The 16074-nt window shown below is 62.3% G+C and carries 13 protein-coding genes; 9 read left to right on the forward strand and 4 right to left on the reverse strand.

All coding sequences use genetic code 11. The annotated features are described in order from the left end of the window. Positions 1-3: 3 nt before the first annotated feature. On the reverse strand, positions 4-2403 hold the full coding sequence (locus AC1RCO_RS13145; RefSeq protein WP_492617783.1) for a PAS domain-containing sensor histidine kinase: 2400 nt from the start codon (positions 2401-2403) through the stop codon (positions 4-6). A 74-nt stretch (positions 2404-2477) separates the two neighbouring features. Here AC1RCO_RS13145 and AC1RCO_RS13150 point away from each other — a divergent pair, with 74 nt between their 5' ends. After that, entirely contained in the window at positions 2478-3467 is a 990-nt protein-coding gene (locus tag AC1RCO_RS13150; RefSeq protein ID WP_065365139.1) for an alpha/beta hydrolase family protein, read from the forward strand. Positions 3468-3512: 45 nt separating this feature from the next. Here AC1RCO_RS13150 and AC1RCO_RS13155 read toward each other — a convergent pair whose 3' ends face one another. The 3 genes from AC1RCO_RS13155 to AC1RCO_RS13165 are packed head-to-tail and all read right to left on the reverse strand — an operon-like array spanning position 3513 to position 5978. Next, complete coding sequence (locus AC1RCO_RS13155; RefSeq protein WP_342402903.1) at positions 3513-4280, reverse strand: TerB family tellurite resistance protein; 768 nt, start codon at positions 4278-4280, stop codon at positions 3513-3515. A 1-nt stretch (position 4281) separates the two neighbouring features. After that, positions 4282-4956 carry an N-acetylmuramate alpha-1-phosphate uridylyltransferase MurU gene (gene murU / locus AC1RCO_RS13160; RefSeq protein ID WP_065365138.1) on the reverse strand — a complete coding sequence of 225 codons (675 nt, stop codon included), beginning with the start codon at positions 4954-4956 and terminating at the stop codon, positions 4282-4284. Then, positions 4953-5978: an aminoglycoside phosphotransferase family protein gene (locus tag AC1RCO_RS13165; protein ID WP_492617784.1), complete on the reverse strand. Its 1026-nt coding sequence runs from the start codon at positions 5976-5978 to the stop codon at positions 4953-4955. Before AC1RCO_RS13165 ends, murU begins: the two co-directional genes overlap by 4 nt. Before the next feature lie 130 nt (positions 5979-6108). Between AC1RCO_RS13165 and AC1RCO_RS13170 the strand changes: the two genes are divergently transcribed. The 8 genes from AC1RCO_RS13170 (at position 6109) to AC1RCO_RS13205 (ending at position 15958) form a co-directional block, all read left to right on the forward strand. After that, the gene (locus AC1RCO_RS13170) at positions 6109-8907 is read left to right on the forward strand and encodes an LPS-assembly protein LptD (protein ID WP_065365137.1); all 2799 of its coding nucleotides are present in this window, start codon (positions 6109-6111) and stop codon (positions 8905-8907) included. After that, entirely contained in the window at positions 8888-10204 is a 1317-nt protein-coding gene (gene surA / locus AC1RCO_RS13175; RefSeq protein ID WP_036997049.1) for a peptidylprolyl isomerase SurA, read from the forward strand. Before AC1RCO_RS13170 ends, surA begins: the two co-directional genes overlap by 20 nt. After that, positions 10201-11190, forward strand: a complete 990-nt coding sequence (pdxA, locus tag AC1RCO_RS13180; RefSeq protein ID WP_015637252.1) for a 4-hydroxythreonine-4-phosphate dehydrogenase PdxA — start codon at positions 10201-10203, stop codon at positions 11188-11190. The genes surA and pdxA overlap by 4 nt, the downstream gene beginning before the upstream one ends. After that, entirely contained in the window at positions 11187-11999 is an 813-nt protein-coding gene (gene rsmA, locus AC1RCO_RS13185) for a 16S rRNA (adenine(1518)-N(6)/adenine(1519)-N(6))-dimethyltransferase RsmA (RefSeq protein ID WP_492617785.1), read from the forward strand. The genes pdxA and rsmA overlap by 4 nt, the downstream gene beginning before the upstream one ends. 124 nt (positions 12000-12123) lie before the next feature. Further along, positions 12124-12504 carry a Co2+/Mg2+ efflux protein ApaG gene (apaG, locus tag AC1RCO_RS13190; RefSeq protein WP_011063828.1) on the forward strand — a complete coding sequence of 127 codons (381 nt, stop codon included), beginning with the start codon at positions 12124-12126 and terminating at the stop codon, positions 12502-12504. Further along, complete coding sequence (locus AC1RCO_RS13195) at positions 12504-13373, forward strand: symmetrical bis(5'-nucleosyl)-tetraphosphatase (RefSeq protein ID WP_015637253.1); 870 nt, start codon at positions 12504-12506, stop codon at positions 13371-13373. Before apaG ends, AC1RCO_RS13195 begins: the two co-directional genes overlap by 1 nt. A gap of 33 nt (positions 13374-13406) precedes the next feature. Beyond that, on the forward strand, positions 13407-13736 hold the full coding sequence (gene glpE / locus AC1RCO_RS13200) for a thiosulfate sulfurtransferase GlpE (protein WP_011063830.1): 330 nt from the start codon (positions 13407-13409) through the stop codon (positions 13734-13736). Between the two features lie 299 nt (positions 13737-14035). Then, a complete protein-coding gene (locus AC1RCO_RS13205) occupies positions 14036-15958 on the forward strand; it encodes a PrkA family serine protein kinase (RefSeq protein ID WP_011063831.1) in 1923 nt (640 codons plus the stop codon). Positions 15959-16074 lie beyond the last annotated feature (116 nt).

Consider the following 16074-nt stretch of genomic DNA (forward strand, 5'->3'; position numbering starts at 1 on the left):
TCATTATTGTTCTTGGTCCAGGGGCACCCGGACACTCAGGGTGGTGCCCTCGCCCCGCTCACTGTGCAGCGACAGGCTCCCGCCCATGATCAGCACCCGCTCGCGCATGCCTACCAGGCCAAAGGACGTCGGACGTGCAGAAGCGGTGTCGAAGCCCAGGCCGTCATCGCTGATGCTCATGCACAGCTCGTGTGCTTCCAGGGTCAGGGTGAGTTCCACAGTATGCGCCTGGGCATGGCGCATGACATTGGTCAGGGCCTCCTGGAGGATACGGAACAGGCCGACGGCCTTGGCGTCGCTCAAGCGCGGCAGGTTGTCCGGCACCTGGACCAGGCAGGGGATCTGGGTGCGGGCCTCGAACCGGCGGGCCTGCCATTCGATGGCCGAGGCGATGCCCGCATCGAGGATTGGCGGCCGCAGTGCGGTAGCCACATCCCGCACCAGCTGGAACAGCTGGGCGATCAGGCGCTTCATGCTGTTGAGGCGTTCATGCAGGCCCGGGTCGAGCTGGGCATAGGCCAGCTCACACATGGACGTTTCCAGCTTGAGCACAGTCAGCATCTGCCCCAGTTCGTCATGGACTTCCCGGGCAATGCGGGCCTTTTCCTCTTCGCGCACGCTTTCCAGGTGCGCCGACAGCTCCCGCAACTGTTCACGGGAGCTGGCCAGTTCCAGCTCGATGCGCTTGCTTTCGCTGATGTCCCAGACAATGCCGTCCCAGACAAACGCGCCGTCATCCAGGCGCCGGGTGATGGCCTTGATCTCGGCCCAGCGCTGCTGGCCCTGGCGAGTGAGGATGCGACCCTGCCAGGACCAGTCGCTGTCGGTGTCCAGGGCCTGGTCCTGGGTCTGGTGATAGCTGGCCTTGTCGTCCGGGTGCACCAGGCTGCGCAGGCCCTTGTCCCGGTGGGCCAGCACTGCTGGCGAGTAGCCCACCAGGGTCTCGCTGCCTTCGCTGATATAGGCGAAGTCGATCTGCCCGGTGACCGGCGCCCGCTCCAGGCGGAACACCAGGCCCGGCACGTTGGCTGCAATCCCCTGCAGACGCGCCTCGCTTTCGCGCAGGGCCGCCAGCGCGCGACGGCGCTCGGTCACGTCATTGAGGTAAACCACCAGGTATTCGCTGTCGCGAAAGCGCAGGAAGCTCAGGGACACGTCCGCCGGCAGGATGCTGCCATCGGCACGCACACACTGGGTCTCGAAACTTTGCACGCCCTCCTCGCTGGCCCGGGCCCGCTTCCACAGGTTGAGCCAGCGATCCATATGCAGGTTGGGCTCGAAATCGATCAGCGGCCGGTCGATCACCCCGCCCGCCGGGTAACCGAGCATCTCTTCGGCTGCCCGGTTGGCGTAGCGCACATGGCTGTCCCAATTGACCCAGAGAATGCCCACGGTGCTCTGATCGATGGAGAACTGGGTCAGGCGCAGGGCTTCCTCGCTGGCGGCACGCAAGGCGATGTCCTCCCGCGCCGCCAGCAGGCGCTGCTCCAGGCTGCGCTGCTGGCGGCGCTGCCAGAAGACGATCGCCAGACTCGCCAGCAGCAGGATCACCAACAGCAGGCTGAGGTTCTGCCAGACTCCGGGGGACTCGCCAAGCCGCGGGTACTTGGGCTGCAGCCAGCGGCCATGGAGCTGCTCCAGCTCCTTGGCCGGGATCGCATGCAAGGCCGCTTCGACAATGCTCGCCAGTTCCGGCCAATCGCGGCGGGTGGCTACCCGCAGCAATTGCGGCAGGCCGATATCCCCCACCACGGCCAGCCCGGCGAACTCCGCCTCCCCCGAAAGGCGACTGAGCTGAGCCTCGTCCACCACCGCGTAGCGGGCCTGCTGGCTCAGCAGCAACTGCAGGGCCTGGCGCTCCAGCGGTACCCCTTGCAGGTTGAGGTTGGGGTAAGTCAGGCGCAGGTAATCGGCCACCGCACTGGGCATGCGCACGGCGACCCGGGCCTGGCTGTCGAGTTTTTCCAGCTCCACCGCACCTGCACCCTTGCGCTCCCCGACCACCAGCTGCGGCACGCGCATATAGGGGTCGCTGAACAACCACAGGCGCAGACCGGCCGGGGTCTGGGTCAGGCCCGGGGCCATGTCCACCTCGCCGTCGCGCAGGGCCCGCTCCAGCTGTGCCTGGTCAGGGAAGTTGCGCCAGCTGAGCTCGATGTTCAGCGCCTTGGCCAGGGCTTGCATCAACTCGACATTGGCCCCAGACAGCCGTTGCAGGCGCCGGTCGTACTGGGCGAACGGCGCCTGCAGCACCAGCCCAACCCGCAACTCGGGGTGCTGCGCCAGCCACTGGCGCTGTTCCGGGCTCAAGGGCGCAGTCGGCACCTGGGGCGCCGGGGCCGCACGGCCTATCAAGGGAAGGCACAGACAGCCGATAAGCAGAAGGCAGCGAAAACGCATCATCTGAAGTCTCACACCCTGACAAATACTGACCAACCCATTAGGCTGCCGGAATTACTTCTGGCCTGGAATATCCGATGCCCCTTGTCCACCGCTCGGCACTGCCCGCATTGTGCCTGTCGCTGATCCTGCCCTGGACCTTTTCTGTGCAAGCTGCCGACCCGGCTCCAGAAACCAAGACTCCCGAGGAACAACCGGCGCAACGCCAACCCCTGCCTGAGCGTAGCCAGGAAGACGCCGCCGCCCTGGAGCGCCAGTTGCCCGCCCTGGAACAGCAACAGTTGCAAGCCGGCGGCGATACCTTCCTGGCCCTGTGGAAGCCGGCCAACACCAGCGACCCCAAGGGCGTGGTGATTATCCTCCCGGGAGCGGGTGAAACCGCTGACTGGCCGCAAGCCATTGCACCTTTGCGCAACAAATTGCCGGACACCGAGTGGGCCAGCCTGAGCCTGACCCTGCCCGACATGCTCAGCGAGGCCGCGCAACCACGGGTGGTCGAAGCCGCACCGGCCCCTACGGACAAGGCCAACACCGCCAAGGATGCCAGTACCGAGGCCAAGCCGATCGAGCAGGTCGCTGGCGGCGAAGCCGACGTGGCCGACCGGGTAGTAGCAGAAAGCACGGAAGAGCAGGTCAAGGCGGATGCCGAGCGCATCTTCACCCGTGTCGATGCTGCCCTGGCCTTTGCCGAACAGCAGAATGCCCGCAGTATCGTGCTCCTGGGTCATGGTACGGGTGCCTACTGGGCCGCACGCTACCTCAGCGAGAAACAGCCGGCCCAGGTACAGAAGCTGGTGATGGTAGCAGCCCAGTCCCCGGCCAATGGCAAACCGCAACTGGTGGAGATCACGCCTACGTTGAAGCTGGCCACTGCCGACTTCTTCTATGTCGACAAGCCTCTGGCGCAAAAAGCCGCCCTGGAGCGACTGCAAGCGAGCAAGCGCCTGAAGCACTCGAACTTCAGCCAGATTCCCCTCAAGGCCCTGCCCGGCAACAACACCGCCCAGCAAGAGCAGCTGTTTCGCCGGGTACGCGGTTGGTTGAACCCTCAGAACACCGATAGCTGAGCTCACAGGCCGCGACTGCCGCAGCGGCAATCGCGGCCTGCACCCTCAGCGGAATTCCCGGCGCTGGCGTATCAGGGTATAGGCGCTGTGCAGCTCCCGGGTCTTTTCCGTAGCCTCACGCACCTGTGCCTCGCTGGCGCCGTTGCCGGCGATCTTGTCCGGGTGATGGCGGCTGAGCAGGCGCCGATAGGCCCGCTTGATCTGCGCCGGCTCGCTGGTAGCTGCAACCCCCAACAGGCGCAGCGCCTCTTGATAAGTCAGGGCGCCTTCGGCCAGTGACTTCCTCGCCGGACCGTAGTCCTGCGCCAGCGCCTGCACCTGCTCACGGGTCCAGCCCAGCCATTTGCCCCAGAGCTGGATCAGTTCGCGCTCCGCTGGCCCGACCCGGCCGTCGGCCCAGACCATGCGCCAACAGGCCCGCAGCACGCCTTCGGCGGCATGGGGCTGGGCCGCGAGGCGACGCAGATAGCCGCGCAGACGGTCATTGCCCGACTTGCCGCGATTGAACGCGGCAATCGCCCGGCGCTGGGCCGCATCGTTCATCTCCAGCGAGCGCATTTCCTGGCGCGCCTGCTGGATATGCCCGTCCATCACCCGGCCATCACTCTTGGCCAGCCGCCCCAGCAGCACGAACAGCAATTCATCATTGCGCAACGCCGGGCGGCCGCCCAGGCGTTCACGCACCTGCGCCCAGCTGTGCAGTTGCAGACGCCGGTCCAGCGCCTGCCCCAGCAACGCACCGAGCATGGCCCCCGGAATACTGGCGATTGCAAATCCAGCTCCGGCTCCGATCAGAGTCCCTGGCCACCACATATCAGCGACTCGCTTGCAGCAAGTGTTCAACTTGGGCCAGACGCTCGACGGTGCCGACATCGACCCAGTGCCCCTGCATATGTTCGCCACTGACCTGGCCTTGGGCCATGGCTTCGCGCAATAGCGGCGCCAGCTTGAACGGACCGGCAACACAACCCTGGAATAACCGCGGATGCAGCACCGATATGCCGCTGAACGTGAGCGCCGCTGCGCCTGGCTGGCGGTCGTGCAACTGGCCGTTTACCAGGCAGAAGTCGCCACCACTGGGGTGGTGCGGCGGGTTGTCCACCATCACCAGATGAGCCAGCCCGGCCAGGGGCCGGCGCAGGGCGGCAAAATCGTAGTCGGTCCAGATATCGCCATTGACCACCAGGAACGGCGCGTCCCCCAACAAGGGCAATGCCTGGAAAATCCCGCCGCCGGTTTCCAGCGGCTGGCCTTCGGCCGAATACTGAATGTTCAGGCCCCAGCGCTGACCATCGCCGAGGGCATCCTCGATCTGCTGGCCGAGCCAGGCATGGTTGATGACGATGTCGCGAAAACCTGCCGCCGCCAGGGCCCGCAGGTGGTACTCGATCAGCGGCATGCCCGCTACAGGCAGCAAGGGTTTGGGAGTGGTCAGGGTCAGGGGGCGCATGCGCTCGCCCTTGCCGGCTGCCAGGATCATCGCCTTCATGCATGGGCTCCCGCCGGCTGGCGCAGGCTGAGCAGCAGTTGCGACAGCTCTGCAAGCTCGGGGCGTCGGGACGTGACCGCCTCTATATAAGCAAAGAAGCGCGGCACGTCGGCCAGGTAGCGTGGTTTGCCATCGCGGTGGCAAATCCGCGAGAAGATACCGATCACCTTGAGGTGACGCTGCACGCCCATCAGGTCGCTGGCCCGCAGAAACTCGTCAAAGTCGTCCTGCACTGGGATACCCCGCGCCCGCGCCTGGTGCCAGTACTGGCTCAGCCAGCCTTGCACCCGGGACTCCGGCCAGCTGAGGAAGGCATCCTTGAACAGACAGGTCACGTCATAGGTCACCGGGCCGTAGACCGCATCCTGGAAGTCCAGCACGCCGGGGTTCGGTTCGCTGTGCATCAGGTTGCGTGGCATATAGTCGCGGTGCACCAGCACCTTGGGTTGCGCCAGGGCGCTGTCGATCAGCAGGTCGCTGGCACGCTGCCATTGCTCGCGCTGCTGTGGACTCAGGCTGATGCCCAGCTCACGGACGATGTACCACTCGGGGAACAGCTCCAGCTCACGGCGCAGCAGGGCTACGTCGTAACTGGGCAGGGGCGCGTCCATCGGCAACTGCTGGAAGGCCAGCAAAGCCTGGAATGCATCCTCGAACAGTGCGTCGGCATTATGTTCGTTGATCACGTCCAGGTAGGTCTGATTGCCCAGGTCATTGAGCAACAGGAAGCCGCGAGGCAAATCTTCTGCATAAATTTTCGGCACGTTGATGCCGCAAGTCGCCAGTAAACGGGCGATATCCACGAAGGGTTTGCAGTTTTCCTGGGGGGGCGGAGCGTCCATCACCACGAAGCTGCGACCCGCGCCCTGCCAACGGAAATAACGACGGAAACTCGCGTCGCTGCTGGCTGCGGTCAATGTTGCCGGGGGCACTTCACCCCAGCCCTGTGCTGCATAAACAATCGCCAACTGCTCATCGAGCCAAACTTTCAGGTGTTGCAAGCGTACATCTTGGTCAGGCATTACAAGGGTCTCCGACGGCGCTAGCCGTCAAGCGGGTCATGCTTTATTATCCAGCATCTTTTTCAGACCATCGAGAGGCGTGCGGCCCACACCGCGGGCAGATGGCACGCAGGAAGCCCGGACTAATAAGATGGCATTGAAATCCCCCGCGTTTCGTAAAAAATTTCCGTTGCTGGTTACCGGCAGTTTGCTGGCCCTGCAACCTCTAGCCACTTCCTTCGTGGTCGCCGCGGAACAGTATGACTGCTCAGTCTCTGCTTCGGGTGGCTGGGCCTGTGCGCCGAAAACCAGCGCCGCCCAACTGCCGCCGCGCCCGGTCCACGACGCCAACTCGGTCAGCTCCAGCGTTGCCACGGCAGCCGATGCTACGGGCGAAGAAGCCAGCGGCGACAAGTCGAAGCTGGTGACCGAGGCCAAGGGCCGTGGCCTGAAGTCCCGCAGTGCGGACTACAGCCACCTCGACTGGGTACCGCGTGAGAAGCTCACCGCCGCTCAATTGGCCGAGACCGGTCCTTACTGCTCTGGTTCCTATATCGAACCGATTCGTCCTGGCATGAATGACAAGACGAATAAAAGTGACGCTCCGACCTTTATCGGCGCCAAGGCTTCCCGCTATCAGCAGGAAGAACAGGTGGCGACCCTGGCCGGTGACGTGGTCATGCGCCAGGGCAGCATGCAGGTCGAGGCCGACGAGGCCAGCCTGTACCAGGCCGAGAACCGCGGCGAACTGAGCGGCAACGTGCGCGTACGCGACAATGGCGCGCTGCTGGTGGGCGACCACGCCGACATCCAGCTGGATACCGGTGAAGCCAAGGTCGACAACGCCGAGTACGTACTGCACAAATCCCGCGTCCGCGGTAATGCGCTGTACGCCAAGCGTGCGGAAAACGCCATCATCCGCCTCAAGGATGGTACGTACACCACGTGCGAGCCGAACAGCAACGCCTGGCAGCTCAAGGGCAACAACATCACCTTGAACCCGGCCACCGGCTTCGGTACCGCGACCAACGTGACCCTTCGGGTCAAAGATATTCCGGTGCTCTACACCCCGTATATCTACTTCCCGATCGACGATCGTCGCCAGTCCGGCTTCCTGCCACCTAGCTTCAGTACCGGCAGCGATACCGGCTTCATGCTGGTGACCCCGTACTACTTCAACCTGGCGCCCAACTACGACGCCACGTTGTACCCACGCTACATGGCCAAGCGCGGCCTGTTGATGGAAGGCGAGTTCCGCTACCTGACCAAAAGCAGCGAAGGTCAGTTCGGCGCGGCCTACCTCAACGACGACGACACCGATCGCAAGAAGCAAACCGACTACGAAAAAACCCGCTACATGCTCAACTGGCAGCACAAGGGCGGGCTTGATTCGCGCCTGATGACCGAAGTCGACTACACCAAGATCAGCGATCCGTACTACTTCCAGGACCTGCAGACCGACCAGATCGGCGTGAAGTCCACCGATTACGTCAACCAGCAAGGTGCCGTGACCTACCGTGGCGACAGCTACACCGCACGCCTGAACGTACAGGCGTACGAGCTGGCCAGCGTGGCCAACATCACTCCGTACAACCGCCTGCCGCAGATCACCTTCAACGGTGCGCTGCCATACCATCCGCAAGGTCTGGACTTCACCTATGAGACCGAGCTGGTGCGCTTTGAGCGGGATCTGCTAAAAGGCCGCTATTTTGATAAGGATGGTGGCCCATTCGACAGCAGCGGCTTCCCGATCGGTAATACACGCTTGGACGAGAACGTTGCAGGCCTGGCCCGTTCGAATGGTGATCGCCTGAATCTCAAGCCTGGTGTCAGCCTGCCGCTGAACTGGAGCTACGGTTACCTGACGCCATCCTTGAAGTACATGTACACCCAGTACAATCTTGATCTGGACCAAAAGGGTAAGGACAGCCTGCTTGTAGGGGAAACCTACAACCGTTCACAAAATCGCAGCGTTCCGATTGCCAGCCTCGACGGTGGCCTGTACTTCGACCGCAACACCCAATGGTTTGGCAAGAACTATCGTCAAACCCTGGAACCACGCGCGTTCTACCTCTACGTTCCTGAAGAGGATCAGAAAGACATCCCGGTATTCGATACTGGCGAGCCCACGTTCAACTACGCCTCCTTGTTCCGCGACAACCGCTTTTCCGGCTCTGACCGTGTCGGCGACGAGAACAAGCTGTCCTTGGGTGTGACCAGCCGCTGGATCGAAGACAACGGTTTCCAACGCCAGCGCATCAGCGTCGGCCAGGCTCTGTACTTCAAGGACCGTACCGTCCAGCTCCCGGGCATCGATTACCGCACCCGCGCGGACGCCACCTCGAACGTCTCGCCTTACGCACTTGAGTACGAATACCGCTACAACCGCGACTGGCGTGCGACTGCCGACTACAACTGGGATCCGGACAGCCACAGCCCGCGTTCCGGCAGTGCGATGTTCCACTATCAGCCTGAAGACAACCCGAACAAGGTGGTCAACGCCGGCTATCGCTATCGTAACGACCAGATTCGCTACGACCAGAACAGCGGTACCTGGAAAATGGGTGGCGACTACGGCACTCCAGGCCAGCCTGGCTACGTGAAGGACTACTACAAGATCCAACAGCATGACTTCTCGGTGATCTGGCCGATCGTGCCGCAATGGAACGCCATCAGCCGTTGGCAGTACGACTACAACCGTAACCGCACGCTCGAGGCCTTCGGTGGTTTCGAATACGACAACTGCTGCTGGAAACTGCGCCTGATCAGCCGTTACTGGGTCAAGTATGACGAGTTCAGTCAGAACGCTCCGGAGAACGAAAAAGGCGACCGCGGCATCTTCCTCCAAATTGTTCTGAAGGGTCTCGGTGGCGTCATGGGCACCAAAGTAGAGAGCTTCCTCGACAAAGGCATCCAAGGTTATCGTGAACGTGAAGACCAAGCTTTCTGATTGTCTGCGCCCGCTGATGCTGGGCGCGCTGTTCCTGAGTACTGCGGCCAGCGCCGCAGTACAGTCCATCGACAAGGTCGTGGCCATCGTCGACAACGACGTGGTCATGCAGAGCCAGTTGGACCAACGGGTTCACGAAGTCCAGCAAACCATCGCCAAGCGTGGCGGTGGTGTACCGCCTACCAGCGTCCTGGAGCAACAGGTTCTGGAACGCCTGATCGTTGAAAACCTGCAACTGCAGATTGGCGAACGCTCCGGCATCCGCATCACCGATGAAGAACTGAACCAGGCGATCGGCACCATTGCCCAGCGCAACAGCATGAGCATCGAGCAATTCCGTGCCGCCCTGGCCCACGATGGTCTCTCTTATGAGGACGCCCGTGACCAGGTTCGCCGCGAGATGATCATCAGCCGCGTGCGCCAGCGCCGTGTGGCCGAACGCATCCAGGTATCGGAACAGGAAGTGAAGAACTTCCTGGCCTCGGACCTGGGCAAGATGCAGCTCTCCGAAGAACTGCACCTGGCCAACATCCTGATCCCGACCCCGGAAAGCGCCAACTCCGAAGCCATTCAGAGTGCTGCCCGCCAGGCCATGGAGGTGTACCAACAGCTCAAGCAGGGTGCAGACTTCGCCCAGCTGGCAATCGCCCGCTCCGGCAGCGACAACGCTCTGGAAGGCGGCGACATGGGCTGGCGCAAAGCGGCTCAACTGCCCCCTCCATTCGATCGCGAACTGAGCGCCATGGCCGTGGGCGACATTACCCAACCGGCCCGTACCCCTGGCGGCTTCATCATCCTCAAGCTGCTGGACAAGCGTGGCGGCGGCAATCAGGTGCGTGACGAAGTGCACGTGCGTCACATCCTGATCAAGCCAAGCGAAATTCGCAGCGAAGAAGAGACCAAGCGCCTGGCGCAGAAACTCTACGATCGCATCGAGGCCGGCGAAGACTTCGCCGAACTGGCGAAAAGCTACTCGGAAGACCCAGGCTCCGCCCTCAACGGCGGCGACCTCAACTGGATCGACCCGAACGCCCTGGTGCCGGAATTCCGCGAAGTGATGGCCAAGACCCCACAAGGTCAACTGTCCAAGCCCTTCAAGAGCCCTTACGGCTGGCACGTACTGGAAGTCCTTGGCCGTCGCGCCACCGACAGCACCAGCCAGGCCCGCGAACAGCAAGCCATGACCGTCCTGCGTAACCGCAAGTACGACGAAGAGCTGCAGACCTGGTTGCGGCAGATCCGTGACGAGGCCTACGTCGAAATCAAGCTGCCCGGCGCTGAACAGGCCGCACAGTGAAACCCAGACGTTTCGCTCTGACACCCGGCGAACCGGCGGGTATAGGTCCTGACCTGTGCCTGCTGCTCGCTTCGCAACCCCAGCCTCACCCCCTGATTGCCATTACCAGCCGCGACCTGCTCCTCGAGCGGGCCGCGCAGCTGGGCGTGGCCGTCGATCTGCTGCCGGTAACCCTGGAGCAACTGCCGACTGAACCCGCCCCGGCGAACAGCCTGTATGTCTGGGACACGCCCCTGGCCAAACCAGTGATCAGCGGCCAGCTAGACCAGGCCAATGCGGCTTTTGTCCTGCAAACCCTGACCCGCGCCGGCCAGGGCTGCCTGGACGGGCACTTTGCCGGCATGATCACCGCCCCCGTGCACAAAGGCGTGATCAACGACTCCGGGATCGCCTTTTCCGGCCATACCGAATTCCTCGCCGACCTGACCCACACCGAGCAAGTGGTGATGATGCTGGCCACCCACGGCCTGCGCGTGGCGCTGGTAACCACCCACCTGCCCTTGCGGGAAATCGCCGACGCCATCACTGTCGAGCGCCTGGAGCGGGTCACGCGGATCCTGCATGCCGACCTGCAGCACAAGTTCGGCATCGCCCGGCCACGCATCCTGGTCTGCGGGCTCAACCCCCACGCCGGTGAAGGCGGTCACCTGGGCCGCGAAGAAATCGACATCATCGAACCTACCCTAGAGCGCCTGCGCACCGAAGGCATGGACCTGCGCGGTCCGTTGCCTGCCGACACTCTGTTTACCCCCAAATATCTGGAGCACTGCGACGCAGTGCTGGCGATGTACCACGACCAAGGCTTGCCTGTGCTGAAGTACAAAGGCTTCGGTGCGGCCGTCAACGTGACGCTCGGCTTGCCGATCATCCGCACCTCCGTCGACCACGGCACCGCCCTGGACCTGGCCGGCAGCGGCAAGATCGACACCGGCAGCCTGCAGGTCGCCCTGGAAACCGCCTACCAGATGGCCGAGAACCGTATATGACCGAGCAATACCAACACCGGGCGCGCAAGCGCTTCGGCCAGAACTTCCTGCATGACGCTGGCGTCATCGACCGCATCCTACGGTCCATCCACGCCAAGCCCGAGGACCGCATGCTGGAAATCGGCCCGGGCCAGGGCGCCCTGACCGAAGGCCTGCTGGGCAGCGGCGCCCAGCTGGACGTGGTGGAACTGGACAAGGACCTGATCCCGATCCTCAACCAGCAGTTCGCCGGCAGGAGCAACTTCAACCTGCACCAGGGCGACGCCCTGAAGTTCGACTTCAACACCCTGGGCGCAGCGCCAGGCAGCCTGCGGGTGGTCGGCAACCTGCCCTACAACATCTCTACTCCGCTGATCTTCCACCTGCTGCAGAACGCCGGACTGATCCGCGACATGCACTTCATGCTGCAAAAGGAAGTGGTCGAACGCCTGGCTGCCGGCCCTGGCGGTGGTGACTGGGGCCGTCTTTCGATCATGGTCCAGTATCACTGCCGTGTGGAGCACCTGTTCAACGTCGGCCCGGGCGCCTTCAATCCGCCGCCAAAAGTCGACTCGGCCATCGTGCGCCTGGTGCCCCACGCGGTACTGCCACACCCGGCCAAGGATCATCGCCTGCTAGAGCGCATCGTGCGCGAAGCCTTCAACCAGCGCCGCAAGACCCTGCGCAACACCCTCAAGGCACTGCTCAGCAGCGCCGAGATCGAGGCCGCCGGCGTCGACGGCAGCCTGCGTCCCGAGCAACTGGACCTGGCCGCCTTCGTGCGCCTGGCCGATCAGCTGGCAGACCAGCCCAAGCCCGCCACCGACTGAAACGCCCTCGGCTGATATCGGGTAGGACGCCAGACAGGATGTCTGGTCTACTACCCGATACTTGACCTAGACTGACCTCCATCAGTCCTGTCCCGCGTCCCGCTTTGCTTTAAAGGCCTCTTGCATGTCCGATCCTCGTTACCAGGTCGACGTCAGCGTCGTCACTCGCTTTCTGGCAGACCAATCGCAACCCGAGCAGAACCGCTTCGCTTTCGCCTACACCATCACCGTGCAGAACAATGGCTCCCTTCCAGCCAAGCTGCTGTCCCGGCACTGGGTGATCACCGATGGCGACGGGCATGTCGAAGAGGTCCGTGGTGCCGGCGTGGTGGGCCAGCAACCGCTGATCGCCGCAGGCAAAAGCCACACCTACAGCAGCGGCACGGTAATGACCACCCGGGTTGGCAACATGCAGGGCAGCTATCAGATGCTCGCCGAGGATGGCAAACAGTTCGACGCCGTCATTGCGCCCTTCCGCCTGGCCGTGCCCGGAGCCTTGCACTGATGGCGACCTACGCCGTCGGCGACCTGCAAGGCTGCCTGGAACCTCTGCAATGCCTGCTTGAACAAGTAGCCTTCGATCCCGCACGGGATCGCCTGTGGCTGGTGGGCGACCTGGTCAACCGTGGCCCGCAGTCGCTGGAAACCCTGCGCTACCTGTATTCGATCCGCGACTCGCTGGTCTGCGTGCTGGGCAATCACGACCTGCACCTGCTGGCCGTCTGGCGCAACGTCGAGCGCCTGAAGAAATCCGACACTCTGCGCGAGATCCTGGAGGCTCCCGATTGCGAGGAGCTCTTGCAGTGGCTGCGCCAGCAGAAGCTGATGCATTACGACGAAGCCCGCAACATCGCCATGGTGCACGCCGGCATAGCCCCCCAGTGGTCGCTGAAGAAAGCCCAGAAATGTGCCGCCGAGGTCGAAGAAGCGTTGCGCGACGACAACCTCTTCGACCCCTTCCTGGACGGCATGTATGGCAATGATCCAGCGAAATGGGACAGTGATCTCAAAGGCGTGACCCGCCTGCGGGTCATCACCAACTACTTCACCCGCATGCGCTTCTGTACCAGCGACGGCAAGCTGGACCTCAAGAGCAAGGAGGGCCTGGACACCGCGCCTCCGGGCTACGCCCCCTGGTTCAGCCACAAGGAGCGCAAGACCCGGGACCTGAAGATCATCTTCGGCCACTGGGCAGCCCTGGAAGGCCATTGCAACGAGCCCGGCATCTTCGCCCTGGACAGCGGCTGCGTCTGGGGCGGGGCCATGACCCTGCTGAATGTCGATAGCGGCGTACGCCTGACCTGCGACTGCGATGCCCAGGGCCGCACCGCCGCTCTTTCCCCCGAACCCCTGCCGGCACCGGCAAAGCGCTAGCCGGCGCTGATTATCAAGCTCCAGGAGCCCGCCATGAGCGAATTCAAACGCATCCCCCCAGAACAGGCCCAGGCACTGCGCGAGCAAGGTGCCGTGGTGGTGGATATCCGCGATCCGCAAACCTACGCGCTGAACCACATCAGTGGCTCGCAACACCTGGACAATCACTCCATTTCCGACTTCATCCGTGCTGCTGACCTCGACGCTCCGCTAGTGGTGGTTTGCTACCACGGAAACTCGAGCCAGAGCGCGGCGGCCTACCTGGTCAGCCAGGGTTTTTCCGATGTCTACAGCCTGGATGGCGGCTTCGAACTGTGGCGCAGCACTTATCCAGCGGAAACCGCTCAGGGCAACCCTGAATAATTTTTTTCCGACGCTCTAGCCCGCGTACGACGCGGGCTGACGCAGTACCAGACGAACGGTAGCGGGCAACTAATTCCCCATCTCGCCTTGACCTCCCGGATTCCGAACTATCCTTAGCCTCAGGCCATCCAAATCAGGGGAGAGCCGGTACACCGGCGAGCGGGTCATCGGTACTAGCTTTCAAGGTCGATAGCTTTGAAAGTGTTCTGGGGGGTAAACAGCAGCTGGAAACTCAGCTGCATGCCAGCACTTGACTGACTGATCCGACGCCGGCTCCACGTATCGAGCGAGGTGACGTCATGAGTATTTTTAGCCACTTCCAACAACGCTTCGAATCCACACGCCAGGAAGAGTTTTCGCTGCAGGAATACCTGGAGCTGTGCAAGAAGGATCGAAGCGCCTACGCCTCGGCCGCCGAGCGCCTGCTGCTGGCCATCGGCGAGCCCGAATTGCTGGATACCTCGACCAATTCGAGGCTGTCGCGAATCTTCTCCAACAAAGTGATTCGCCGCTATCCGGCGTTCGAAGACTTCCATGGCATGGAAGAATGCATCGATCAGATCGTCTCCTACTTCCGTCATGCCGCTCAAGGCCTGGAAGAAAAGAAACAGATCCTCTATCTGCTGGGGCCGGTGGGCGGTGGTAAATCCTCCCTCGCCGAGAAACTCAAGCAACTGATCGAGAAAGTGCCCTTCTACGCCATCAAGGGTTCTCCGGTCTTCGAATCACCGCTGGGCCTGTTCAACGCCACGGAAGATGGCGCGATTCTCGAAGAAGACTTCGGCATTCCACGGCGTTACCTCAACACCATCATGTCGCCCTGGGCCACCAAGCGCCTGTCGGAGTTCGGCGGCGACATCAGCCAGTTCCGGGTGGTGAAACTCTATCCGTCGATCCTCAACCAGATTGCCGTGGCCAAGACCGAGCCTGGGGATGAGAACAACCAGGACATCTCGGCCCTCGTGGGCAAGGTGGATATCCGCAAGCTGGAAGAATTCCCCCAGAACGACGCCGACGCCTACAGCTACTCCGGGGCGTTGTGCCGGGCCAACCAGGGCCTGATGGAGTTCGTCGAAATGTTCAAGGCACCGATCAAGGTGCTGCACCCATTGCTGACCGCGACCCAGGAAGGCAACTACAACAGCACCGAGGGCCTGGGGGCGATTCCGTTTACCGGCATTCTGCTGGCCCACTCCAACGAGTCGGAATGGCACACCTTCCGCAACAACAAGAACAACGAAGCCTTCATCGACCGGATCTATATCGTCAAGGTGCCGTACTGCCTGCGGGTCACCGATGAGGTGAAGATCTACGACAAGCTGCTGTTCAACAGCTCCCTGGCCAAGGCCCACTGCGCCCCCGACACCCTGAAGATGCTGGCGCAGTTCACCGTGCTTTCGCGCCTCAAGGAGCCGGAGAACTCCAACATCTACTCGAAGATGCGGGTGTATGACGGCGAAAACCTCAAGGACACCGATCCCAAGGCCAAGTCGATCCAGGAATACCGTGACAGCGCTGGCGTCGATGAGGGGATGAACGGGTTGTCGACTCGCTTTGCCTTCAAGATCCTGTCGAAGGTCTTCAACTTCGACCCTCACGAAGTGGCGGCGAACCCGGTGCACCTGCTGTACGTGCTGGAACAGCAGATCGAGCAAGAGCAGTTCCAGGCAGAAACCCGCGAGCGCTACCTGCGCTTCCTCAAGGAATACCTGGCACCGCGCTACATCGAATTCATCGGCAAGGAGATCCAGACCGCCTACCTCGAGTCCTACAGCGAGTACGGCCAGAACATCTTCGACCGCTACGTGCTCTATGCGGACTTCTGGATCCAGGATCAGGAATACCGCGATCCGGAGACCGGCGAAATCCTCAATCGCGTGGCCCTCAACGAGGAACTGGAAAAGATCGAAAAACCGGCCGGGATCAGCAACCCGAAAGATTTCCGCAACGAAATCGTCAATTTCGTCCTGCGCGCCCGGGCCAACAACAACGGCAAGAACCCCACCTGGCTCAGCTACGAGAAGCTGCGGGTGGTCATCGAGAAGAAAATGTTCTCCAACACCGAGGACCTGTTGCCGGTCATCAGCTTCAACGCCAAGGCGAGCAAGGAGGATCAGCAGAAGCACAACGACTTCGTCACACGAATGGTCGAGCGCGGCTACACCGACAAACAGGTACGGCTGCTATCCGAATGGTATCTGCGGGTCAGAAAGTCGCAGTAAAGCAGCTGCAAGCTTCTAGCCCCAAGCTGCGGGCACCTTGCCGTAGAGCCCTTGCGGGCTCTGCTGCAACGCTGCCTACCGCTTGAAGCTTATGTCTTGAAGCTCCCCGGAGGGGC

This window comes from Pseudomonas sp. GW823-FHT03E05 (assembly GCF_058796855.1).